Genomic DNA, 21,580 nt, shown 5'->3' with positions numbered 1-21,580 from the left:
AGAAGTTGCGGCGCCGAGGAGCCAACCACCAGTCTTCGCAAAACCACAGCCGGTGGCAATGGGTCCTGGCTTTCGCCAGGACGACGACTACGTCGAGATCGCGCTCGCCGCGATGTTGACCGTCAGCGCCAGCAAGGCCGTGTTGTAGATGAATGAGATAATGCCGTGCGCGGTGGCGGTGCGGCGGATGGTCTTGTCGGATATGCCGACGTCGGAGACCTGCGCGGTCATGCCGATCACGAACGAGAAGTAGACGAAGTCCCAATAATCGGCGTGGTCCTCCTTGTCGCGACTGGGAAACTCGAGGCCACCTGGCGTTGGGTGCCGATAATAATCATGCGCGTAATGCAGAGCGAAAGTCGTGTGCACCGCGGCCCAGGATAGTGCGATGGTCGTGATCGCGATGGTCAGCTCCGCGGCGCCGCGGTGGACGCCGAGCTCGGCGACAATGGCTGCGATGCTCGCAAATGCGCCGATCGCCGTCACCAGCAGAATCACGAAGCGGCCGTCGTCCTGCATCGCAGCGGCGCGGCGGATGTGCTGGTGGTCGTTGCACAGCATCATCGCGTAGACCAGCACGAGATAGACCGCGATCAGCGCATCCCAGCCGAGCACAAGCCGCGTCGTCAGCCGGGGTGAGCCCGGCAAAAGCAGGCAGACGAGGATACCGACACCAAGGGAGATGAACGTCCGCGGCCGCGCATAAATCAGCCGCATCGGCCGCGACATCTTGCGAAAGCGGGCGAGGGCGGGATCCTCTTTGGTGCCGCCCGTCATCGCACGGCTAGTTCTTGCGTTCGGCGACGAACCGCGCAGCCGCTTGCAACACGGCGGCCCGTTCGCCGAAGATCGACACGGCACTGTCAGCCCGCGCGAGCAGGTCGCGGACGCGCTGCTTGGCGCCTTCAATTCCGAGCTGGGTGACGAAGGTGGTCTTGCCGAGCGCTGCATCGGCGCCGGCAGGCTTGCCGAGCGCGGCGGCATCTCCTTCGACGTCGAGCAGATCGTCGGCGATCTGGAAGGCTTCGCCGAGCGCGCGACCGTAATCGTCGAGCGCCTGATATTCCTTTTGCGAGGCCTGGCCGAGGATCGCGCCGGCGATGCAGCCGTAGCGCAGCAGCGCGCCGGTCTTCATCTGCTGAATACGGGCGACGTCGATCGGTTCGTTGCCGCCAAAGCGCCCTTCGCCGGCGAGATCGAGGATCTGACCGCCGACCATGCCGCCGATGCCGGCGCAGCGCGCCAGCGCGCGGGTCAGCAAAAGCCGCACATTGGCGTCGCGATGGATCTCGTCGCGGGTGATGATGTCGAAGGCGAGCGTCAGGAGGCCGTCGCCGGCGAGGATCGCGGTCGCGTCGTCGGTCTTCTTGTGCAGGGTCGGACGGCCGCGACGCAGGTCCGAATTGTCCATCGCCGGCAGATCGTCATGGATCAGCGAATAGCAGTGGATGCATTCGAGCGCCGCACCGGCGAGCAGCGCGGCTTCGCGCGGCACGCCGAACACGGCCGCGCTCTCGACCACCAGGAACGGCCGCAGGCGCTTGCCGCCGTTGAGGCTCGAATAGCGCATTGCGTCCATCAGTCGCTTGGGCCGGGCGATCTCATCGGGCAGAATGTCGTCCGACAGCAGGCGCCCGAGCAGGGCTTCGGTGTCATCAGCGGTCTTGTCCAGACGTTTGGCGAAATCGGACGGGGACGTGCCGGTCATCAAGAAGGGCTCCAGAACTAAAATTCGGCGGGACAATCCTTTATGCGCCCGCCTCAGTCAATCGTTTGGAAGGCCTAAAAAGTGCTGGAAAAGGCCCGAATTATCACAGACTTAATGCCGGGCTTGTGGCCGCGTTTCGTTCTGCGCCGGAAAGGTTGATTTGCGCGTCGTCAAAATCCTTCTCCTGGTGCTCGCGGTCGCGGCTCTCGCGCCCTATGTCATCGCGCCGTTCTACCGCACCGGCCATCCCGTTTCGACGCTGATGATTTGGCGCTCGCTTCGGGGGGCGCCGATGCAGCGGGATTGGATCGATCTGGCGGCGATGTCGCCCTCGCTGCCACGCTCGGTGGTGGCGGCTGAGGACGCCCATTTCTGCAAGCATCACGGCATCGATTGGGGGGCGCTGCGTGAGGCGGTCGACGATGCCCGGGAGGACGGCACCCCGTTCCGGGGCGCCTCCACCATTACCCAGCAGGTGGCGAAAAACCTGTTTCTCTGGCAGGGGCGGGACTTCGTCCGCAAGGCGCTGGAATTCCCGTTGGCGCTGTGGATCGATCTCGTCCTGCCCAAGACACGGATTCTGGAAATCTACCTCAACATCGCCGAGCTCGGCCCGCAGGGCCAATTTGGGGCCGAGGCGGCCAGCGCCTATGCTTTCGGCAAGTCGGCAGCTAACCTCTCCCCCCGGGAGGCGGCGCTTCTGGCCTCGATCCTGCCGAATCCGGTCAAGCGCAGCGCCAGAACGCCGGGACCGGGCGTCCGGCGACTGGCCGGGACCTATGTGGCGAGGGCGCAGGCCAGCTCGCTTTCAACCTGCTGGCGGGAGAATCGCTGATTTCGGGTCCTTTTCGGGCGCTTTTTCCGGCCCAGAGCCCTAGATTTAAGGCAGGCCTTCCTCTATAAGCCCGGCCTTGACCGGCATTCAGCTCGCCTCGGTTTGCGGGTGCTGAGCCGTCCCCTCGTGGACGATGCCCTGATGACACCAATCCCTAGAGGATACTGAAATGGCCGTTCCGAGAAGAAAAACCTCGCCGTCGCGCCGTGGCATGCGCCGCTCGGCTGACGCCATCAAGAAGCCGGCCTATGTGGAAGACAAGGATTCCGGCGAGCTCCGTCGTCCGCATCATCTCGACCTCAAGACCGGCATGTACAAGGGCCGTCAGGTCCTGAAGAAGAAAGAGTCCTGAATTCAGGACCTTTCCCCAGGCAGGATGATTTCGCCTGCCTGATTTCGGCCAACCCATGAGATATGACAGTGACGGCGGCGGAGCGAATGCTTCGCCGCCGCATTGTCCTGTCTGGTTATCTTGATCGAGAAGGCATTTCGCCGATGGTCGGTTTCCCGCTGCTCCTGATCCCGCTCGCGGTCTACAACATCATCGCCTTCCTGATGCCGAGCGTGTCCTTTACGGACGTGCTGTTCAAGGTGCCGATGATCACGGGCGAGGCCTGGCCGGTCACGCTCTCCGACGTGATGCTCGCGCTAGGTGTCGTGCTGCTGCTGCTCGAAGTGGTCAAGGGCGCACGGCCCGGCTCGAAATTCCTCATGGATCATTTGCTGTCGCTGATCGTGTTCGGTGCGGCTGCGGCCGAGTTCGTCATGTGGCCGAAATTCGGCAACTCCACCTATTTCCTTCTGGTGCTGCTGGCGATGGCCGATTTCCTCGGCGGCATCGCCCAGCGCACGCGCCGCCGCGTCGCTTATGTCACCGAAGCGGCACCAGCGCCGCGAAAGGGCAGGCGTCAGGCTGAAGCGGCAGTCGATGAAGCAGTGGTCGAGCCCAAGTTCGAGCCGGTCGTTGCGCCGCCCGCATCCGCACCCTCCGCGCAGTCGGTCGCCGAATCCGTGCTGATGGATCATCCTGCGCCGAAGCCGGTCCAGAGCACGGCCTCGCCGGAAATCCCTTCGCCGCATTTGCAGCCGGGCAACGGCACCCAGCCGTCTCCCGACGCGCCTCGCTGATCTACTTCAAGGCTTCAAGCCACCTGCCGCGTACGCGCGGTGACGCTTGGAAGCGGGCGCTTGCTGCCATAGGCAACCTGCGCATCCTCGGAAGACACGCGGCGCAGCCGGCTCGCCTGGGGCAGATGCTCGGCATTGGCCATGAGCTGGGTGACGAAGCTGGGGTCGGGGCGCGGCAGCGGTGCCTTGTGGACCCACTGCAAAATCGGCATCAGCGGCACCAGGGCCGAGCCCGTGCCGTTGTCCGACGCGTTCGATCGATCGGTACTCAACATCGCAATCACCGTTGACCCGGCGCAGATTGTCGCGTTTCGAGACGCTGGCGCCAGTGCGTGTCATGTACTCGCAAGGCCTATGCCGGGCGGGCCGGTTTGGTTCCTGCGCGTGAGGAAACGTGGTTTCCAAATTGTTTATCAACTTTGCCTAGGGTCAATGGCGAATCTGGCTTTATCCTGTGCCGACTCAGGACTCCCCGCTGTCCCGAAACGAGGCGATTTTGACCCCCGCATTGCCGCAAGCCTCCGACATCCTGGCCGCCCTTGGCCAGGCCGTGTTCGCCTGGGACATCGCCAGCGATGCCATCGTCTGGGGTGAGCAGGTCATCGCCATCTTCCCCGGGATTCCCGCCGAACGGATGGCCACCGGCGCGGAATTCGCCAGGCTGATCGAGCCCGCGCAATCGCTGCGGACCGCCGCGCTGGCGCAGACCTCAGCCGTGCATGGCGCCGACGGCACGCCCTACCGGGTCGAGTACGGCGTGCGCATGAGCGCCGCCGATCCCGTGGTCTGGATCGAGGAGACCGGCCGCTGGTTCGCCGGCCCCGACGGCCGTCCGGTGCGTGCGATCGGATCCGTCCGCATCAACAATGAACGCCATGCCCGCGACGAGGAACTGACGAAGCTGGCCCGGCTCGATCCGCTGACCGGCGAGCTCAATCGCTCGCATCTGATCGCCGCGCTGGCCGAAGCCATCGAGGAGACGACCCGTTTTCGCTCGACCGCAGCCTTCATGCTGGTCGGCATAGATCATCTCGCGCGTGTCAACGACGCCTTCGGCTTCGACGTCGCCGACGCCGTGATCCTCGACGTCGCCACGCGCATTCGCGCGCGCTTGCGCGGCGGCGACGTGCTCGGCCGCTTCTCCGGCAACAAGTTCGGCCTGATCCTGAAGAACTGCACCGTCGACGACATGAACGTCGCCGCCGAGCGCTTCCTCGCCGGCATCCGCGACGAGGTCGTGCCGACCAAATCCGGCCCGGTATCGGTTACCGCCTCGATCGGCGCGGTCAGCGTGCCGCGCTATGCCCGCAACACCGATGAAGCCGTCAATCGCGCCCACGAGACCCTGGACACCGCCAAACAACGCCGCGTCGGCTCGTTCGCAGCCTGGCGCCCGGATGCCGCGCGCGACGCCCAACGCCGCGTCAACATCCGCGTCACCGACGAGATCGTCACCGCACTGAACGAGCGCCGCATCAAGCTTGCCTATGAGCCGGTGGTTGCTGCCCTCTCGCGCGAGTGCGCCTTTCACGAATGCCTGGTGCGGATGGACCAGGGCGACGGCCAGGTGCTGCTCGCGCCCGACATCGTGCCGGTCGCGGAACGGCTCGGGCTGATCCGCTTGGTCGATCACCGCGTGCTCGAGCTCGTGGTCGCCGAGCTCGCGGCCGCGCCCGACATCTGCCTCAGCCTCAACATTTCGCCGGACACCACCATGGATCCGGATTGGTGGGCGGGAATCGAATCTCTGATGCGCGCCCATCCGGGTGTCGCCGAGCGGCTGATCGTAGAGATCACCGAAACCGTCGCGATCCAGGACATCGACGATGTGCGCGGCTTCGTCACCCGGCTGAAGAATTTCGGCAGTCGCATCGCCATCGACGATTTCGGCGCCGGCTACACCTCGTTCCGCAATCTGCGCAAGCTCGGCGTGGATATCGTGAAGATCGACGGCGCCTTCGTGCAGAACATCACTCGTTCCGCCGACGACCGCGCCTTCGTGCAGACCCTGATCGACCTCGCCCGCCGCCTCGACATCAAGACGGTGGCCGAATGGGTCCAGGACGAAGAAGCCGCGAACATGCTGCGCGACTGGGGCTGCGACTACATCCAGGGCCGCCTGATCGGGCTCGCCTCAGCCGACCGCCCCTGGGGAGCGCCGCCGGACAGCGCACTGCCCGCGGCAAGCTGAGACCAAACCCTCACGCCCCCTCATCCAGCGCCACGAGCTCGCGCTTCTTGCGCAACGCGGGCAATAGCGGCGCTATCAGCAGCACCAGCGCGAGCGCAAGACACGCTGCCGAGATCGGCCGCTGCACGAAGGTCCAGAGGTCGCCCTGCGACAGGATCAGCGACTTGCGCAAATTGTTCTCCATCATCGGTCCCAGCACGAATGCCAGCACCAGCGGCGCGGGTTCGAAGCCGAGCTTGCGCATGAAATAGCCGATGATCCCGAACGCGATCATCACATAGACGTCGAACACATTGTTGCTCGAGCAATAGACCCCCAGGATCGTGAACAGGATGATCAGCGGGAACAGGATGTTGTAGGGCAGCTTGAGCAGCTGCACCCACATGCCGATCAGCGGCAAATTGAGGATCAGCAGCATCACGTTGCCGATATACATGCTGGCGATGATGCCCCAGAACAGGCCGGGGTTTTGCGTGATCAGCAGCGGCCCCGGTTGCAGGCCGTGGATGACGAAGGCGCCGAGCAGCAGCGCCATCACCACGTTCGGAGGGATGCCCAAGGTCATCAGCGGAATGAAAGCGCCTCCGGCCGCCGCGTTGTTGGCGGATTCGGGACCCGCTACGCCCTCGATCGCGCCATGGCCGAAACGCTCCGGTGTTTTCGACAGCCGCTTCTCCAGGGCATAGGACGCGAACGAGGCCACCACCGCGCCGCCGCCCGGGAGGATGCCGAGCAGGAAGCCGAGTAACGTGCCGCGCGCCACCGGGCCGGCGCTCGCTTGCCAATCGGCCTTGTTGGGCAACAGCTGCGTGATCTTGGCGTTGATGATATCGCGTTTGATCGCCTGCTCGGTATTGAGCAGCACCTCGGCGACGCCGAACAGGCCCATCACGACGGGCACGAGTCCGATGCCGTCGATCAGCTCCATGCGGCCGAACGTCAGCCGCGGCTGCGCCGTGATGCTGTCGAGCCCGATCAGTCCGAGCACGACGCCGATACACGCCATCAGGAGCGCCTTCGGCATTGATCCCTGTGTGAGGAACGTGAGCACGATGAGGCCGAGCACCATCAGGCTAAAATATTCGGCAGGGCCAAACGCGATGGCGATGTTGGCGAGCCGAGGCGCCACCAGCATCAGCGCAACGAGCGAAAATGTGCCGGCGATGAAGGAGCCGAAGGCGGAGATGCCCAGCGCAGGGCCGGCACGGCCCTGCTTCGCCATCTGGTGGCCGTCGATACAGGTCACGACGGAAGCCGCCTCGCCCGGGATATTGACCAGGATCGAGGTGGTCGAGCCGCCATACATCGAGCCGTAATAGATCCCCGCCATCATGATGATGCCGGATTCCGGCGTTCCTGACAGTGTCACTGGAAGCAACAGAGACATCGCCGAGATCGGCCCGATGCCTGGCAGCACGCCGACCAGCGTACCGATGAAGACGCCGATGAAGCAATAGAGCAGGTTGATCGGCAGGAGCGCGACGCCAAACCCATGAGCGACGTTGACGAGCGTATCCATGCGATCAACCGATCCCGAACAGGCCCGAGGGTAGCTGGATCAGCAGCAACCGCTTGAGTACCCACCACATTCCGAGCGGCACCAGCGCGGCGATCGGGATGGCCAGCGTCCAACGCACGGGATCGATCAAGCGCAGCAAAAGCAACATGAGCGGAATCGACGACAGCAGGAATCCCAGCGGCTCGAGGGCAAATGAGAACGCGGTGAGGCAGACGATGACGAGAAGCGGCTTGCTCCAGCTCACGCTCTGCCAGCGCGAAGCTAGCGTCGGCCCGCCCTCGGTGATGGCCGAGATGATAATGCTGGCCGCAAACACGCACATCAGGATGCCCGTGTAGAACAGCACGTAGCCGGAGCCGGGGTCGTTGATGGTGCCAAGCTTGAGCTTCACGCCCTGCCAGATCACGAAGCCGCCGAGCGCGAGCCCGATCAAGCCGCCCCAGAGTTCGGAGTTGTTGAGACGGAGTTTGACGGTGGTTTGGTCGTTCATCGATACCCTCTCGGCCGTGCCCCGGACACTACGCAGCGCGACGCGGTGCGCTGCAGATCCGGGACACGAAAGTGGCTCAATCCTACTTCTTCGCAAGCCCGAGCGTGTCGATCACCTTGCGCTCTGACTCCGTGACCTCGACGACGAACTTCTTGTAGTCCTCGGTATTCTTGTAGCTCGGCACCATATCGTATTTGGCGAGCGTGGCGATCACCGCGGGGTCCTCGACCGCCTTCTTGAAGGCGTCGTGCAGCTTGGCGACGATCTTGGGATCCATGCCCTTGGGGCCGGCGATGCCGAACGGGGAATCATAGACCATGGGATAGCCGAGTTCCTTCAGCGTTGGCACGTCAGGATAATTCGGCGATCGCGCGCCGGTCCACACCATGAGAAGCTTCAGCTTGCCAGCATCGACCAAGGGCCGCCAACCGGTGGAGTCGGCTTGCAGCATGGTGTGCTGGCCGAGTACCGCGGCGTTGGTTTCCGCCCCGCCCTTGAACGGCACCTGTGTGAGCTTGATGCCGGACATCGCGGCGATCTGCTCCATGCCGATATGAAGCGAGGTGCCGGTGCCCGGCGTCGCGTAAGTCACCTTGCCGGGATTTGCCTTCGCGAACTCGACCACGTCCTTCCAGGACTTGAACTGCGACTCCGCGCTGGTGGTTACGCCGAAGGTGTAGCCGGTGAGGTGAACGATATAGGTGAAGTCCTTCGCCGGATCCCAGGACACCTCCTGCATCAAGGGCAGGCGGAAGACGGTGATCGGAAGCTGTGAGATGGTGTAGCCGTCCGGCTTCGCAGCCGCGGCCATGGTGGCAGGTCCAACAGTGCCGCCGCCGCCGGCCTTGTTGTCGATCACGATCGGTTGCCCCAGGACTTTGGAGGCGCTGTCGGCGATCGCGCGCATCGAGATGTCGGTCGACCCGCCGGCCGGCCACGGCACGATCAGCGTCACCGGCTTGGTGGGATAGTCCTGCGCATTGGCCGCGGTTGCGAGCAACGCGCTCGCGACGGTATGCATGGCGGCAAAGGCGATTGTCTTCAGCCCGAATCGCGACATCGAAACTCCTCCCTCGCGGTGGCCTCATTCGGGCCGCCGTTTCTCATTGTTATGACGGGATTGTCCTCGAAATCATCGGAGAAGAAAAGCGCATTGCGCGACCGCTCCGCAGGCGCGATACGGTGATCCCGCCGAAAAGCGCACGTGCGACAATTGGTCGTTTGGAGGCGTCCCGAGATACGGAATTTGGCTATCGGCTGAGCCCTTACGCCACGCGGCGTACTGCGCTCAGCATCTCGATCATGTGTCCGACCTCTGCGGCCGGGGAGGGCTTGCCGAAATAATATCCCTGCACGGCGGTGCAGCCGCATTCGCGGACGAAGTCGAGTTGTTCAATCGTCTCCACGCCTTCCGCTGTGGTCTCGACGCCGAGCACCGAGCCGAGGCTGGCGATGGTGCGGACGATCGCCACACTCTCCGGGCTTTCGCCGAGCGTGCCGACGAAGGAGCGGTCGATCTTGATGCGATCGAACGGAAATCTGCGCAAATAGCTCAGCGAAGAATAGCCGACGCCGAAATCGTCGAGGCTGACGCGCACGCCCAACGCGCGCAGCTGGTGCAGGATCTCGATCGTCGCCTCGCTGTCGTCGAGCAGCGCCGTCTCGGTGAGCTCTAGCTCGAGCCGATGCGGCGGCAGGCCGGCCTCCGCAAGCGCGCTCGTCACCATCGTCACCAGCCCGCGCGAGCGGAATTGCACCGGCGACAGGTTCACCGCAACGGTGAGATCGGGCCAGGTCGCGGCGGTCGCACAGGCCGTGCGCAGCACCCATTCTCCGATCGGAACGATCAGCGCGTTCTCTTCCGCGATCGGAATGAATTCGGCCGGTGAGACGAGGCCGCGCGACGGATGCTTCCAGCGCAGCAGCGCCTCGAAGCCGGTAAGTTCGGTGGTGTCGAGCCGCACCTGCGGCTGGAATGCCAGGTGGAATTCACGGGCCTCCAGCGCGCCGCGCAGATCGTGCTCGAGCGCGTGCCGGCTGCGAGCCTCTTTCTCCATTTCGGGCTCGAACAGCTGATAGGCGCCGCGCCCCTTGGCCTTGGCCTGGTACAGCGCGAGGTCGGCGCATTTCATCAGCTCGTCGGCGTCGAGCCCATGATCGGGCGCGATTGCGATGCCGACGGAGACGCCGACATGGATCGACTGGTGCTCCAAAGGAGGCGGGTGACCGATGATCTCCACCAGGCGGCGCGCGAGCCTTTCCGCCGATTGCGGCTGCGGCCCGCGCTGGAGAACCGCGAACTCGTCGCCACCGAGCCGCGCGACGGTGTCGTGCTCGCCGACATTCTCCTTCAGCTGCGCCGCGACCCAGCGCAACAGCCGGTCGCCGGCCGCGTGGCCGAGGCGATCGTTGACGGTCTTGAAATTGTCGAGGTCGAAGCACAGCACGGCCATCGCGCCGCCGGCGATCGCGACCTGGTTCAGTCCCTCGCCCATCTTCTCGCGGAACAGAGTGCGATTGGGCAGGTCGGTGAGTGAATCGTGCCGCGCCATGTGCGCCACGCGGGCCTGGGCTTTGTGGCGTTCGGTGACATCCTCATAGGTGACGACCCAGCCGCCATGCTCCATTCGCTTGTGATTGAGCTTGATGATGCGGCCGTCGCCCAAATAGCGGTGCAGTGTGTGCTCGCCCTCGCGCAGCCTCTCGACATAGTCGGCATAGAGCCGCGCGGCGGTGGTGTTTGGATGGATGCCGAGCTCGCAGCTGTGCTCCATGATCTCGCGCATCGACACCCCCGGCTTCACCAATTCGGGTGACAATCCGTACATCTCGATGTAGCGCCGATTGCAGACGATGACGCGCAAGCTCGAATCGAGCATACACAGGCCCTGACTCATGTTGTTCAGGGCCGCGTCGAAGCGCCGATACTGCTCGCTCAGCTCCTCGACTGCGTGCTCGCGCTCGGTGATGTCCTCGTAGGTGGCCACAAAACCACCCTCGGCCAGGGCGCAATAGCGCACCGAGATCGTGGTGTCGTTCGACATCCGCCGGCGCATCGGCGAGGAGTTGCGGTCGGCGATCCTCGCGCTGGCGGCTTCCAGGAGTTGTCGCGGAGTATACTCGGACGAGAACGCGCCGTTTGCCATCGCGCGTTCGATCAGTTCGCCGAGATGCGTGCCCGGCTTGGCTTCCTCCGGCGAGAGCCGATAGATCTTCCGGTAGGTGGTGTTGCAGACGCGCAGGCGCATCTCGCTGTCGTAGAAGGCGAGTCCGTGCGCCATGTTCTCCAGCGCCGCATCGAGCATGAAGTTCTGCTGCCTCAGCATCTCCTCGTATTGCAGCCGCTCGGTGACGTCTTCGTGCACGGTCACCCAGCCGCCGTCGGGCAGAAAACGGGAAACCACCTGCACCATCCGTCCGTCATAGCGCATCACCAGCAGGTTTTTCGCCTTCTTGGTGCGCACGTCCTCCAGCCTGGTGTCGTGGAATTCGTCGGCCGACATCCCCGGCAGGTTACCGCGCGACATCCAATGCTCGATGACCGTACAATGCGAGACGCCCGGCTTCACGATGTCCGGGTCGAGATTGTAGAGCTTCAGGAAACGTTCGTTGCAGACGACGACGCGGCTGTCGGCATCGTACATGATCAGCCCGTGCGCCATGTTGGCGAGCGCGTGCTGGCTGCGCTCGGTCTGCACGCGCAGCTCCGCCTCGACCCGGGCGAGGCGGCTGACGTCGTCGCAGATCGTCATCCAGCCGCCGCCGGGGAGGGGCTTCAGTTCGAGCGCCATGACGAGGCCGCTTGCAAGCGTCTGTTGAGTCCGGAACGGCTGGCCGGCTGCGATCCGTGCCATGCGCGCGGCATAGAGTGCGTCGACTTCCCCTGCAGGGATGTTGCCGAGGGCCACGCTGTGGGCGAGCACGTCGCGGTAGCTCGTGCCGACCCGCACGATGTCGGCCGACATGTTGAACAGGCTGAGGTAGCGCTGATTGACCAGCACGATCCGGTTGCCGGCATCGTAGACGCAGACGCCTTGCTCCATGTAGTCGAGCGCAAGCTGGCTCAGCCCGACTAGGGCCTTCGGGCCTTGCTCGCGGCGTGCATCAAGCTCGTTGTCGCGGATCGACGTCATGGGGCGGCGGGGTCTCGGCGGGCGATAGACTTAACGCGATGTAATTCAGTCGCCGAGGCTAGCGAAGAGGCGGGAAAATTCCCTTAAGCGCCGTAGTTTACGGAGGGTGACCGGCGATGCAGGGATGCGTGCGAATGCAGAGGGGTGTGCAAGGCGGCCTGCGCAATTGCGCACTAGGCCCGGAGGGCATCTAGTTCAAAACGCGGCCTACGGCCCGTACAGCACGAGTTCCGTATCCGTGAGATCGGCGAGCTGCGGCCGGTGTGGGCCCTTGAAATATTTGCGGCCGCGACGCTCGGTGTAGATGCCGACGAGGCCGGGAACCGGGCCGTTGGAATCGACGGCGACCGCGATCTTGCCGAGCCGCAGCAGCAGCCGGCCGATGCGGCCTGCGCATTCGGTGTATTCGGCCGCGTTGCGGCAGTAGATCAGCTTCATCGCGGGCGGCGCAATGATGCCACGGCGGATGCGCACCGGTTGCAGGATGAAGGGGAACGTTCCCTTCGGCGTGCGGCAGACGAGGCTGAGGCAATTGTAGCGCGCATGCCGCGTCAAGAGATCGGTCTCGGCATCGGAAAGCCCGTCGATCGTCTTGGCGTGCTGCGAGATGACCTCGATCGTGCTCCAGCGTGGGACGCGCGCCAAAGCAGGCACGGAGAAGAATATGCCGCGGCAATAGGCGCGAAAGCCCTGCGTCTCGATGATCGGCCAGGTCCACGGCGCCGGGCTGATGTTGAGATAGGTGACGTCCTTGTGGCGCTGCGCGATCTTGGTCAGGAGCGGGGCGTAGTTGCGGTAGGCCGGATCGACGTACCAGCTCGACAAATTGCATTGGATGGCGGTCTCATCGCCATCTCTCCGCGCCGTGTAGATCAACAGCAGCACGCCGACCGGCGTGCCGTCATTGTCGAGCATGTAGCCGAAGCGCGGGTAGCCGTCCGGTACCGGTCGGAAGGCTTGCCGGCGCAGGCCCTGGATCCAGTAGCCGCGCGAGCGGCCGACGAAGCCGCGCGTCAGCAAGTCCGCGACCGCATCGACGTCGGACTCGGTGATCTCGCGGCATCGGACCTTGGTATGGATCACGCTCGTCTTTCCCGTGGAAATGACCGGCCTCGTTCCGTTAGCGCCAGCCTTCGCCGTGGGCATCGGCTGCGATCTGCGGCTGCAGGCCCATGATCTCCCGCACCTTGGCGGGCCAGGCGGAAGGGTCGGTGCCGTGGGTATGGAACATGGCGACGGCCAGGCGGTCCATGCCGAAGGCGACGCAGCCGGTGTGGGCCGGCTCGCCATTGGCGTCCTTGATGTCCCAGGTCGTGCCGAAATGCTCGCGGTGATAATTGAAGCTCATGCAGGCCGTCGGCTGCTCTTCCGAACGCAGCGGGATCAGCAGTTCGAACTTGAGCTGCTGCTGCTTCTGGCTCACCGCCTTCATCTGACCGACGCGGCCGAAGAACGGATCGCTGGCATAGTCGACGCGGAAGGTGAGACCGAGATCGGTCGCAATCGCCTGCGCGCGCACCATCCAGCGCTCGCGGAAGTCGGCGACGTCATCGGGGCTGCCGATGCAGACATATTCCCGCATCCGGAACGATTGCAGCCGGTCGAGATGTTTCGACGGTTCACGGCGGAAGCAGTCGGCGGCGACGTCGAAGCGCAGGCCGCCCTTCGGCAACTGGCCGCGGCTCGCCGCGATCGGATAGACGGGATAACAGGCGGCCGGCGACAGCACGAGGTCTGCCGGCGAGAGCGAGCTGGTCCAGTCGCCGCCAGCATCGAAGCGGCTGACCGCGGCGTTGATCTCGCGCTCGGTGCCGTGCAGACCGCAGACGCAACCGAGCAGGTTCGGAAAGCTCTTGAGGTAGCCGGATTTTTCTAGCTGAGACCGGCTCATCACCGGCGGGAAGCGCATCACCTCAGTGCCGGCCTCGCGATGGCTCGTGATCAGCGCGGAGAGCCGCTCGACGATGCCTTCATAAAGCGCGGTGCGGGCATAGACGCCGTCCGAGCCCATGGAGTGGAACAGCTTCTCGGCGAGATGATCCAGCGGATCCGCCATCTGCGGCGCGGTCTCAGGCGAGTTGGGGAGAACAGCAATGTTCATGTTCGGCTTCCTGCTATCTGAAATTATTCTTATTGAACGAAGGCACGTCGGTCTCGAAAGCTCGTCAGTCCCGAAGGCTTGTCGGCACGCCGCTCATCAGGGTCGATGTTGCCGCATTGGCCAGAATGCGATCGTTGTTGATCATGATCGGCGACGACAGCACGTCGCGCAGGTGGCGGCCCATGGTGAACTCACCGTCGTTGCGGTAGCCGGACAGGCCTGCGGTGCGCATCGCATGCATCACGGTCTCGACCGCGAGCTCCGAGGCCTGCACCTTCAGAAGCGTGATCGAAGACTGGAAGTCGAGCGAGCCGAGCGCGCGTTCGTCGTGTTCGGCGCGTGCAAAGGCGTCGATATTGGCTGATATCAGCGCCCGCAGCTTGGCCAGCGACATCTTGGCGGCGGTGAAATGCGCGGCCGCCGGAGGCATCTGTCCGCCCGAGGTGCGGGCCGCCTTGCGGACGAAGGCCTGCGCACGGGTAACGGCGGCTGCAGCGATACCAGCCCAGGCCGAGGACCAGCACAGATGCGCGAACGGCGTCATGGTCTGGGCGTGGATCTTGTCGTAGGATTCCGGGAAGACGCGGTCGGTCGGGCAGTCGACCTTCAGCTCGAAGCCGGTCGAACAGGTGCCGCGCATGCCGAGCGTTTCCCAGCCCAGCGTCCGCTTCAGCGAATAATCGTCCCTGGCGAGCGCCAGCAGCACCTGGTCCGACGCAGAAGCGTCGGTGGCGCGGCGGGCGATGGTGACGAGGCCGTCGGCCTCGGCGCCGTAGGAGATCACGGTGGCGTCGCGCAGCAGCGAGACGGTGTCGCCGGCGACGTCGACGGCGGCGGCGCTGGCGCGGATGTTGCCGCCGTTCTGGCCTTCGGTGGTGGAGGAGGCGAGCAGCCACTGGTCGCGCGCGACCCGGCGCATCATGGTCTCCATCCATGGGATGCCGTGGCCGTGCCTGACGACGCAGGCGACCTTTGTCGTGTGCATGGCGTAGATCATCGCCGTGGAGGCGCAGGCGCGTCCGAGCGTGTAGCAGACGTCGGTGACGTCGTGGATCGAAGCACCGAAGCCGCCGAACTCGGCCGGGATCATGACGCCGAGCAGCTTCTGCTCACGCGCGACCTCGAAGGCCTTGTGGGGGAAGCGGGCATCGCGATCGACCCCGTCTGCGTCGGCTGCCGCCACGGTGGCGGTTCGGGCGGCGCGTTCGACGAGGGACGGACCCTGCTCGAGAAAACTCGTCTGCGTCTCGTCGACAGTGAGGACTGCTTCACGCACGTTCATACTCGTCCGCCTCCGGTTTGCCGTTCAGGATCGCCGGCATCATTCGCGATGCCGCTTGAGCGATCCTTCGACCATCTTTGCTTATGAGATGAGGCTACGGATTTAATTCAAATTCGTCGATGAAATAGAGGGTAAACAAAGCCCAATTCCGAACGAACAGTTAAGTTCGGGTTGTTTGCATCGTCCGGATTTCCGCGATCGCGTTAGGGATCTGTAAGAAGCCGGAAATCCAGACAATCTGAGTCATCGTTTACTAAGAAACGCGAAGTAATGGTGGCGTCCATTGCGGGATCGGACCGCCGTGCCCATCCTAGCCGGCAACCGGTCCGACCTTTGTCGACAGATGGGAATTTACCGATGCAGGCTTTCAATACCGAATTGCGCAATCGCATCATCAAGCTGGTGAAGGGCATCCTCGCCCAGAACTCGCTCCCCGCCGAGGTCACGCCGCAGGCCAAGCTCGTCGACGTCGGCCTGACCTCGATGGACATGGTCAATCTGATGCTCGGCGTCGAAGCCGAGTTCGACTTCACGATTCCCCAGTCCGAGATCACACCGGAGAACTTCCAGTCGGTCGAGACGCTGGAGCGTATGGTCGCGACCCAGCTGCAGTCGGCGGCCGCGGCATAATCAGGCGCGCTGGCGCCCATCCTCCTGACGGCACTTCCTGACCCCATCACCCGTTCCAAAACCGACGTAAAACTGGCATAGCTTCCCCACGGAATCGCGATGGCGCGAACGGGGGTGGAGCAGGCATGACGCAGGCGGTATTGGGCATCATCGGGGGCTCCGGCATCTACGATCTGCCAGGACTGGAGGGCGCTCGCGAAGAGGTGATCAAGAGCCCCTGGGGCGAGCCGTCGGCGCCCCTGCGGCGCGGCTCCATGGCCGGCTTGCCGATCGTGTTCCTGCCGCGCCACGACAAGGGCCACCGGCTGTCGCCATCCGACATCAACTATCGCGCCAATATCGACGTCCTCAAGCGCGCCGGCGTCACCGACCTGATCTCGCTGTCGGCCTGCGGCTCGTTCAGGGAGGAACTGCCGCCGGGAACCTTCGTTCTCGTCGACCAATTCGTCGATCGCACCCATAAGCGCGAGAGCTCGTTCTTCGGGAGGGGATGCGTTGCGCATGTGTCGATGGCGCATCCGGTCTCGCCGCGGCTGCGCATCCATCTTGCCACGGCGGCCGAAGCCGAGGGCATCGCGTTTGCGCGCGGCGGCACCTATGTCTGCATGGAGGGACCGCAATTCTCGACCTATGCGGAAAGCATGACCTACAAGACGCTTGGCTATTCCGTGATCGGCATGACCAACATGCCCGAGGCGAAACTCGCGCGCGAGGCCGAGCTTTGCTACGCTACCGTTGCAATGGTGACGGATTTCGATTGCTGGCATCCCGATCACGACGCCGTCACCGTGCAGGACATCATTCGCGTTCTGAGCTCGAACGCCGACAAGGCAAAAGCGTTGGTGGCGCGGCTGGCGAAAGACTTCCCGCGCGAGCATGAGCCGTGCCCGATCGGCTCGGACCGCGCGCTCGATACCGCGCTGATCACCGCGCCCGAGGCGCGCGATCCCGAGCTCTTGAAGAAGCTCGATGCGGTGGCCGGGCGCATCCTGCGAACGTGATACGAAAGGCAGAATGCCATGAAGGTCGACGGCAAGCATTTCCGCAGCATCTGGCGTGAGCGCGACGGCTGGTCGGTCGGCGCAATCGACCAGCGCCGGCTGCCGCACGAGTTCATCGTTGCGAAGCTGACCTCATGCGAGGACGCGGCCCTCGCCATCCGAGACATGCTGGTGCGTGGTGCGCCGTTGATCGGCGCGACCGCGGCCTACGGCATGGCGCTCGCAATGCGCGAGGACGCTTCCGACGCCGGCCTGAAGCGCGCCTACGACACGCTCGTGGTGGCGCGGCCGACCGCGATCAATCTGAAATGGGCCCTGGACGAGATGCGCGCGAGCCTCGCGCCGATCGATCCGCTGGAGCGCGCCGAAGCTGCCTATGCGCGCGCCGACGAGATCGTCGAGCAGGACGTCGAGATCAACCGCGGCATTGCCGGCAATGGCCTGAAACTCATCGAGGCGATCGTCGCAAGGAAGAAGCCAGGCGAGACGGTGCACGTGCTGACCCATTGCAATGCCGGCTGGCTTGCGACGGTCGATTGGGGCACGGCGACGGCGCCGATCTATCTTGCGCACGAGCGCGGCATCAAGATCCATGTCTGGGTCGACGAGACGCGTCCGCGCAACCAGGGCGCCTCGCTCACGGCCTGGGAACTCGGCCACCACGGTGTGGCGCATACGGTCATTCCGGACAACACCGGGGGGCATCTGATGCAGCACGGCATGGTCGATCTCGCCATCGTCGGCACCGATCGCGTTGCCGCCAATGGTGACGTCTGCAACAAGATCGGCACCTATTTGAAGGCGCTCGCCGCTCACGACAATAACGTGCCGTTCTATGTCGCGCTGCCGTCGCCGACGATCGATTTTGCCGTTGATGACGGCGTCCGCGACATCCCCATTGAGCAGCGCAGCGGAACGGAGGTCACCGACATGACCGGCCGCACCGCGGACGGAAGGCTTGAGACGGTACGCATCGTGCCGGAGGGCTCGCCGGTCGCGAATTATGCCTTCGACGTCACCCCGGCGCGGCTCGTCACCGGCCTCATCACCGAGCGCGGCGTGCTGAAGCCCAATCGTGCGTCACTTGCCGCCGCCTTCCCCGAGCGGATCGCAGCAGCCGCGGAATAATCAGTTCGCCAGGCGAGATTTTTCCACGCTGTCATTGCGAGCGCAGCGAAGCAATCCAAAATCCCACCGCGGAGGCGGTCTGGATTGCTTCGCTCCGCTCGCAATGACGGAGAACGACGCGCCAGCTAGCCCAGCTTCAATCCCGTCGCGGCCTCGAGCTCGGCGATCGCCTGGGCGCCGCTGGTCACCTTGATCGTCGTCATGCCCATCTCGCGTGCCGGCTTCAGATTGACGCCGAGATCGTCGAGATAGACGCAATTCTTCGGATCAACCTTCAGCGTCTCGACCATCAGCTGATAAATGCGCGGGTCGGGCTTGCGCAGGCCGATCTTGGCGGACTCGATGACATGGTCGAACAGCACCATCACCTCGGCGACATAGAGTGAGCGGCCGGTCATGCTGCCGATCGCATTGGCCGGCAGATTGTTGGTAATGCAGCCGGTCTTGAATTGCGCCTTGATGCGCTTCAGCGCTTCGACCATCTCGGGGCGCAGATCACCCTGAAGCAGCGGCAGCACATCGCGGCCGCGCACCTCCGCGCCGAGCGCGAGCGACTCCGTCGCGAACAAATGATCGAACGTGTCGATATCGACCTCGGCGCGCTCGAATTTGGCCCAGGCATTTTCCAGATGATTGGCCGCGTTGGTGCGCCGGATGATGTCGATGGGCAGGCCACGCTCTGTCTCGAACCGCGTGAACGCCTCGAACGGCGAACTCGTCAGCACGCCGCCAAAATCAAAGATCACAGCCTCGATCGTCAAGATCCCGCCCTCGTCAATTCCTTTCCAGGGCGCTAGCATGCGCTATCGGCAAGGGCCAGTCCGAAGCCATCCCACCGCCGTCACCGAGGCCGATACCAAAGCGTGTTCCCATGAAGAAGCTCGTAACCCTCATTACGACCGCGCTGCTGCTCGCCACGCCCGCTTATGCCATCGTTGGCGGCGGCACGCCGCAGGCCGATGGCGTCGCGCGCGCCGTTGTCACGATCGTCGGCTCGCGCGGCAATTTCTGCACCGGCACCCTGGTTGCGCCAAAACTGGTGCTCACCGTTGCCCACTGCGTGCAGCCTGGCGCGGACTACAAGATCGTCGATCGTGGCACCGACGGGCAGCCGCAACTGCTGAATGTCCGCACCGTCGCGATCCATCCGAGTTTCAACATGCAGGCGATGCAAGGGCATCGCGCTACCGCCGACCTGGCGCTGCTGCAGCTGGAAATTCCATTGAAGGGAAAATCGACGGTACCGGTCGGTGCGCCGAATATTCCGATCCAGGTCGGCAGCCGCTTCGTCATCGCCGGCATCGGCGTCACGGTGCGTGGCGACGGCAAGAGTGGCGGCGCGACGCGCGTTGCCGGCCTCGTTGCGACGGGGCAGCCCGGCACGCTCCAGATCCGGTTGGTCGACCCCGTAACCAACGGTGTTCGCGACGGAATTGGCGCCTGCACCGGTGATTCCGGCGGTCCCGTGTTCGAGGACAAGCCGGCCGGAGCCGTGCTCGTCGGCGTGATCAGCTGGTCCACGGGGCCGAACGGAGCCGCCGGCTGCGGCGGGCTGACCGGAGTCACGCCGCTCACGCTCTATCGCGACTGGATCTTGCAGACCGCGCGGAGCTGGGGTGCGGCGCTGTGATTTGACCGCGTCCCGATCTATGTCATCTTGAAGCGGAAGCGCGATGGGCAACCACGTCCGTCGCGGAGGAAACGCGCCGCCCAATCAAGGGCGGCCACAAAAACAAGCAAGGCATAGAAGCAACAATGAATGTCGCTGTTCGCAGTCACGCCACGGCCAAACAGGCTTCTGAACATTTCGACGTGCTGATCGTCGGCGCCGGTATCTCGGGCATCGGCAGCGCCTATCACATGACCAGGCAGCTTCCGAATGCGAGCTTCGTCATCCTGGAAACGCAGGCGACGTTCGGTGGCACATGGACCACTCATCGCTATCCCGGAATTCGTTCGGACAGCGACCTCCACACCTTCGGGTATAGCTTCAAGCCCTGGGTCGGGCCGCCGATCGCGACCGCCGAGGAAATCCTCGCCTACATGAACGAGGTGATCGACGAAAACGATATCGCGCGGCATATCCGCTACAAGCACAGGATCAATTCGGCGAGCTGGTCGAGCGAGCAAAACCTCTGGACCATCGAGGCGGTGACGACCGACACCGGCGAGCCAAAAACTTTCACGGCGAACTTCCTCTGGATGTGCCAGGGCTATTACCGCCATTCGGAAGGCTATACGCCGGAATGGAAGGGCACGGATCGCTTCAAGGGCCGCATCGTTCATCCACAGACCTGGCCTGATGATATCGAGCTCGCGAACAAGAAAGTCGTCGTGATCGGCTCCGGCGCGACGGCGGCGACGCTGGTGCCGAACATCGCCGACAAATGCGCGCATGTCACGATGCTGCAGCGTTCGCCCACCTATTTCCGTTTGGGCCGCAACGCCATCGAGATCGCAGAGGAGCTACGCAGGCTTCAGGTTGACGAAGCATGGATCCACGAGATCGTCCGGCGAAAGATCCTGTTCGAGCAGGATGCCTTCACCAAGCTTTGCTTGTCAAAACCCGAGCAGGTGAAAAAGGAGCTGATCGGCCAGATCAGCGCCGTGCTCGGTCCGGAGTACGATGTCGATACCCATTTCACGCCGAGCTACCGGCCATGGCGGCAGCGTATCGCCTTCGTGCCCGATGCCGATCTGTTCAAGGGCATCGCCAGCGGCAAGGCGTCCGTCGTCACCGACGAGATCGAATGTTTCGTCGAGAACGGTATCCAGCTCAAATCCGGCAAGCTGCTCGAAGCCGACATCATCGTCACCGCAACCGGCTTCAATCTCGCGGCGCTCGGCGACATTGCCTTCGAGGTCGACGGCAAGCCGCTCGCCTTCGGCGACACCGTCACCTATCGCGGCATGATGTTCACGGGCGTGCCGAACATGGTCTGGGTGTTCGGCTATTTCCGCGCCAGCTGGACGCTGCGCGTCGACCTCGTCGCCGACTTCGTCTGCCGCCTGCTCGGTCACATGAAGGCCAAAGGCAAGAAGAAGGTCGAGGTCAAGTTACGCGCCGAAGACCATAACATGCCGATCCTGCCCTGGATCGATCCGGAGAACTTCAATCCCGGCTATATGATGCGCAACATGGACCTGCTGCCCAAGCGCGGCGACAAACCGGAATGGCAGCACAGCCAGGATTACTGGACCGAAAAGGACGAGATCCCGAAAACGGATCTGGATGGCGGGGAGTTTGTGTATGGGTGAGGTGGGATAAGCGGCGCTACAAACTTCTCCGTCGTCCTGGCGAAAGCCAGGACCCATTACCCCAGGGAGAAGTTTCGGCGCGTGCTTGTCATCAAGAGTCTTCGCCAAACCACGTACTGTGGTAATGGGTCCTGGATCGGCGCTCCGCTTCGCTGCGCTTATCCAGGACGACGGCG

Annotated in this window: 20 protein-coding genes; 9 read left to right on the top strand and 11 right to left on the bottom strand. The window is 63.9% G+C overall.

What is annotated here, in order from left to right; all coding sequences use genetic code 11:
- Nucleotides 1-87: 87 nt before the first annotated feature.
- Nucleotides 88-777, bottom strand: coding sequence for a DUF1345 domain-containing protein (locus tag BRA1417_RS0103035; RefSeq protein ID WP_027514556.1), 690 nt, complete (start codon nt 775-777; stop codon nt 88-90).
- A 7-nt stretch (nt 778-784) separates the two neighbouring features.
- Complete coding sequence (locus BRA1417_RS0103030; RefSeq protein WP_027514555.1) at nt 785-1,708, bottom strand: polyprenyl synthetase family protein; 924 nt, start codon at nt 1,706-1,708, stop codon at nt 785-787.
- 160 nt (nt 1,709-1,868) lie between these two features.
- Here BRA1417_RS0103030 and mtgA point away from each other — a divergent pair, with 160 nt between their 5' ends.
- The 3 genes from mtgA to BRA1417_RS0103015 all read left to right on the top strand — a co-directional run bounded on the left by mtgA (nt 1,869) and on the right by BRA1417_RS0103015 (nt 3,671).
- A complete protein-coding gene (mtgA, locus tag BRA1417_RS0103025; protein ID WP_027514554.1) occupies nt 1,869-2,543 on the top strand; it encodes a monofunctional biosynthetic peptidoglycan transglycosylase in 675 nt (224 codons plus the stop codon).
- Between the two features lie 169 nt (nt 2,544-2,712).
- Nucleotides 2,713-2,895, top strand: coding sequence for a 50S ribosomal protein L32 (rpmF, locus tag BRA1417_RS0103020; protein WP_027514553.1), 183 nt, complete (start codon nt 2,713-2,715; stop codon nt 2,893-2,895).
- A 143-nt stretch (nt 2,896-3,038) separates the two neighbouring features.
- Entirely contained in the window at nt 3,039-3,671 is a 633-nt protein-coding gene (locus tag BRA1417_RS0103015) for a hypothetical protein (protein WP_027514552.1), read from the top strand.
- A 14-nt stretch (nt 3,672-3,685) separates the two neighbouring features.
- Here the strand turns inward: BRA1417_RS0103015 and BRA1417_RS0103010 are convergent, their stop codons facing one another.
- Nucleotides 3,686-3,946 carry a hypothetical protein gene (locus tag BRA1417_RS0103010; RefSeq protein WP_027514551.1) on the bottom strand — a complete coding sequence of 87 codons (261 nt, stop codon included), beginning with the start codon at nt 3,944-3,946 and terminating at the stop codon, nt 3,686-3,688.
- 221 nt (nt 3,947-4,167) lie between these two features.
- On the opposite strand from BRA1417_RS0103010, the gene BRA1417_RS0103005 reads away from it, so the two are divergent.
- Entirely contained in the window at nt 4,168-5,862 is a 1,695-nt protein-coding gene (locus BRA1417_RS0103005; RefSeq protein WP_027514550.1) for a bifunctional diguanylate cyclase/phosphodiesterase, read from the top strand.
- Between the two features lie 10 nt (nt 5,863-5,872).
- Here BRA1417_RS0103005 and BRA1417_RS0103000 read toward each other — a convergent pair whose 3' ends face one another.
- The 7 genes from BRA1417_RS0103000 to BRA1417_RS0102970 form a co-directional block, all read right to left on the bottom strand.
- Nucleotides 5,873-7,381 (bottom strand): tripartite tricarboxylate transporter permease, encoded by a 1,509-nt coding sequence (locus tag BRA1417_RS0103000; RefSeq protein ID WP_027514549.1) that lies wholly within the window; start codon nt 7,379-7,381, stop codon nt 5,873-5,875.
- 4 nt (nt 7,382-7,385) lie between these two features.
- Nucleotides 7,386-7,871, bottom strand: coding sequence for a tripartite tricarboxylate transporter TctB family protein (locus tag BRA1417_RS0102995; protein WP_027514548.1), 486 nt, complete (start codon nt 7,869-7,871; stop codon nt 7,386-7,388).
- A gap of 82 nt (nt 7,872-7,953) precedes the next feature.
- On the bottom strand, nt 7,954-8,931 hold the full coding sequence (locus tag BRA1417_RS0102990) for a tripartite tricarboxylate transporter substrate binding protein (RefSeq protein WP_027514547.1): 978 nt from the start codon (nt 8,929-8,931) through the stop codon (nt 7,954-7,956).
- 205 nt (nt 8,932-9,136) lie between these two features.
- Nucleotides 9,137-12,004: a PAS-domain containing protein gene (locus BRA1417_RS0102985; protein ID WP_027514546.1), complete on the bottom strand. Its 2,868-nt coding sequence runs from the start codon at nt 12,002-12,004 to the stop codon at nt 9,137-9,139.
- Between the two features lie 207 nt (nt 12,005-12,211).
- Entirely contained in the window at nt 12,212-13,087 is an 876-nt protein-coding gene (locus BRA1417_RS0102980) for a hypothetical protein (RefSeq protein ID WP_027514545.1), read from the bottom strand.
- A 37-nt stretch (nt 13,088-13,124) separates the two neighbouring features.
- Nucleotides 13,125-14,105, bottom strand: a complete 981-nt coding sequence (locus tag BRA1417_RS0102975; protein ID WP_027514544.1) for an amino acid--[acyl-carrier-protein] ligase — start codon at nt 14,103-14,105, stop codon at nt 13,125-13,127.
- Between the two features lie 64 nt (nt 14,106-14,169).
- The gene (locus tag BRA1417_RS0102970) at nt 14,170-15,387 is read right to left on the bottom strand and encodes an acyl-CoA dehydrogenase family protein (RefSeq protein ID WP_027514543.1); all 1,218 of its coding nucleotides are present in this window, start codon (nt 15,385-15,387) and stop codon (nt 14,170-14,172) included.
- A gap of 357 nt (nt 15,388-15,744) precedes the next feature.
- Here BRA1417_RS0102970 and BRA1417_RS0102965 point away from each other — a divergent pair, with 357 nt between their 5' ends.
- The 3 genes from BRA1417_RS0102965 (at nt 15,745) to mtnA (ending at nt 18,146) form a co-directional block, all read left to right on the top strand.
- Nucleotides 15,745-16,017, top strand: coding sequence for a phosphopantetheine-binding protein (locus BRA1417_RS0102965; RefSeq protein WP_027514542.1), 273 nt, complete (start codon nt 15,745-15,747; stop codon nt 16,015-16,017).
- Nucleotides 16,018-16,142: 125 nt separating this feature from the next.
- A complete protein-coding gene (locus tag BRA1417_RS0102960; protein WP_027514541.1) occupies nt 16,143-17,018 on the top strand; it encodes an S-methyl-5'-thioadenosine phosphorylase in 876 nt (291 codons plus the stop codon).
- Nucleotides 17,019-17,036: 18 nt separating this feature from the next.
- Nucleotides 17,037-18,146: an S-methyl-5-thioribose-1-phosphate isomerase gene (gene mtnA / locus BRA1417_RS0102955; protein WP_027514540.1), complete on the top strand. Its 1,110-nt coding sequence runs from the start codon at nt 17,037-17,039 to the stop codon at nt 18,144-18,146.
- 125 nt (nt 18,147-18,271) lie between these two features.
- Here the strand turns inward: mtnA and BRA1417_RS0102950 are convergent, their stop codons facing one another.
- Nucleotides 18,272-18,907 (bottom strand): HAD-IA family hydrolase, encoded by a 636-nt coding sequence (locus BRA1417_RS0102950; RefSeq protein WP_027514539.1) that lies wholly within the window; start codon nt 18,905-18,907, stop codon nt 18,272-18,274.
- 110 nt (nt 18,908-19,017) lie between these two features.
- On the opposite strand from BRA1417_RS0102950, the gene BRA1417_RS0102945 reads away from it, so the two are divergent.
- The gene (locus tag BRA1417_RS0102945; RefSeq protein ID WP_027514538.1) at nt 19,018-19,776 is read left to right on the top strand and encodes a trypsin-like serine protease; all 759 of its coding nucleotides are present in this window, start codon (nt 19,018-19,020) and stop codon (nt 19,774-19,776) included.
- Nucleotides 19,777-19,901: 125 nt separating this feature from the next.
- Nucleotides 19,902-21,404: an NAD(P)/FAD-dependent oxidoreductase gene (locus tag BRA1417_RS0102940; RefSeq protein WP_027514537.1), complete on the top strand. Its 1,503-nt coding sequence runs from the start codon at nt 19,902-19,904 to the stop codon at nt 21,402-21,404.
- The last annotated feature ends 176 nt before the right edge of the window (nt 21,405-21,580 follow it).

Source organism: Bradyrhizobium sp. WSM1417 (assembly GCF_000515415.1).
In the GTDB taxonomy this organism is placed as follows: domain Bacteria; phylum Pseudomonadota; class Alphaproteobacteria; order Rhizobiales; family Xanthobacteraceae; genus Bradyrhizobium.
Note: the sequence above shows the minus strand (reverse complement) of the source record. Positions and strands in the feature narration are given on the sequence as shown.

Excerpts from the sequence above, each read along its gene's own strand:
- BRA1417_RS0103035 (WP_027514556.1), bottom strand. The coding sequence starts at position 777 with ATGACGGGCGGCACCAAAGAGGATCCCGCCCTCGCCCGCTTTCGCAAG.
- BRA1417_RS0103010 (WP_027514551.1), bottom strand. The coding sequence starts at position 3,946 with ATGTTGAGTACCGATCGATCGAACGCGTCGGACAACGGCACGGGCTCG.
- BRA1417_RS0102985 (WP_027514546.1), bottom strand. The coding sequence starts at position 12,004 with ATGACGTCGATCCGCGACAACGAGCTTGATGCACGCCGCGAGCAAGGC.
- BRA1417_RS0102965 (WP_027514542.1), top strand. The coding sequence starts at position 15,745 with ATGCAGGCTTTCAATACCGAATTGCGCAATCGCATCATCAAGCTGGTG.
- BRA1417_RS0102945 (WP_027514538.1), top strand. The coding sequence starts at position 19,018 with ATGAAGAAGCTCGTAACCCTCATTACGACCGCGCTGCTGCTCGCCACG.
- BRA1417_RS0103030 (WP_027514555.1), bottom strand. The coding sequence starts at position 1,708 with ATGACCGGCACGTCCCCGTCCGATTTCGCCAAACGTCTGGACAAGACC.
- BRA1417_RS0103000 (WP_027514549.1), bottom strand. The coding sequence starts at position 7,381 with ATGGATACGCTCGTCAACGTCGCTCATGGGTTTGGCGTCGCGCTCCTG.
- BRA1417_RS0102990 (WP_027514547.1), bottom strand. The coding sequence starts at position 8,931 with ATGTCGCGATTCGGGCTGAAGACAATCGCCTTTGCCGCCATGCATACC.
- BRA1417_RS0102940 (WP_027514537.1), top strand. The coding sequence starts at position 19,902 with ATGAATGTCGCTGTTCGCAGTCACGCCACGGCCAAACAGGCTTCTGAA.
- BRA1417_RS0102970 (WP_027514543.1), bottom strand. The coding sequence starts at position 15,387 with ATGAACGTGCGTGAAGCAGTCCTCACTGTCGACGAGACGCAGACGAGT.
- mtnA (WP_027514540.1), top strand. The coding sequence starts at position 17,037 with ATGAAGGTCGACGGCAAGCATTTCCGCAGCATCTGGCGTGAGCGCGAC.
- BRA1417_RS0102995 (WP_027514548.1), bottom strand. The coding sequence starts at position 7,871 with ATGAACGACCAAACCACCGTCAAACTCCGTCTCAACAACTCCGAACTC.
- BRA1417_RS0103015 (WP_027514552.1), top strand. The coding sequence starts at position 3,039 with ATGGTCGGTTTCCCGCTGCTCCTGATCCCGCTCGCGGTCTACAACATC.
- BRA1417_RS0102975 (WP_027514544.1), bottom strand. The coding sequence starts at position 14,105 with ATGAACATTGCTGTTCTCCCCAACTCGCCTGAGACCGCGCCGCAGATG.
- BRA1417_RS0102960 (WP_027514541.1), top strand. The coding sequence starts at position 16,143 with ATGACGCAGGCGGTATTGGGCATCATCGGGGGCTCCGGCATCTACGAT.
- rpmF (WP_027514553.1), top strand. The coding sequence starts at position 2,713 with ATGGCCGTTCCGAGAAGAAAAACCTCGCCGTCGCGCCGTGGCATGCGC.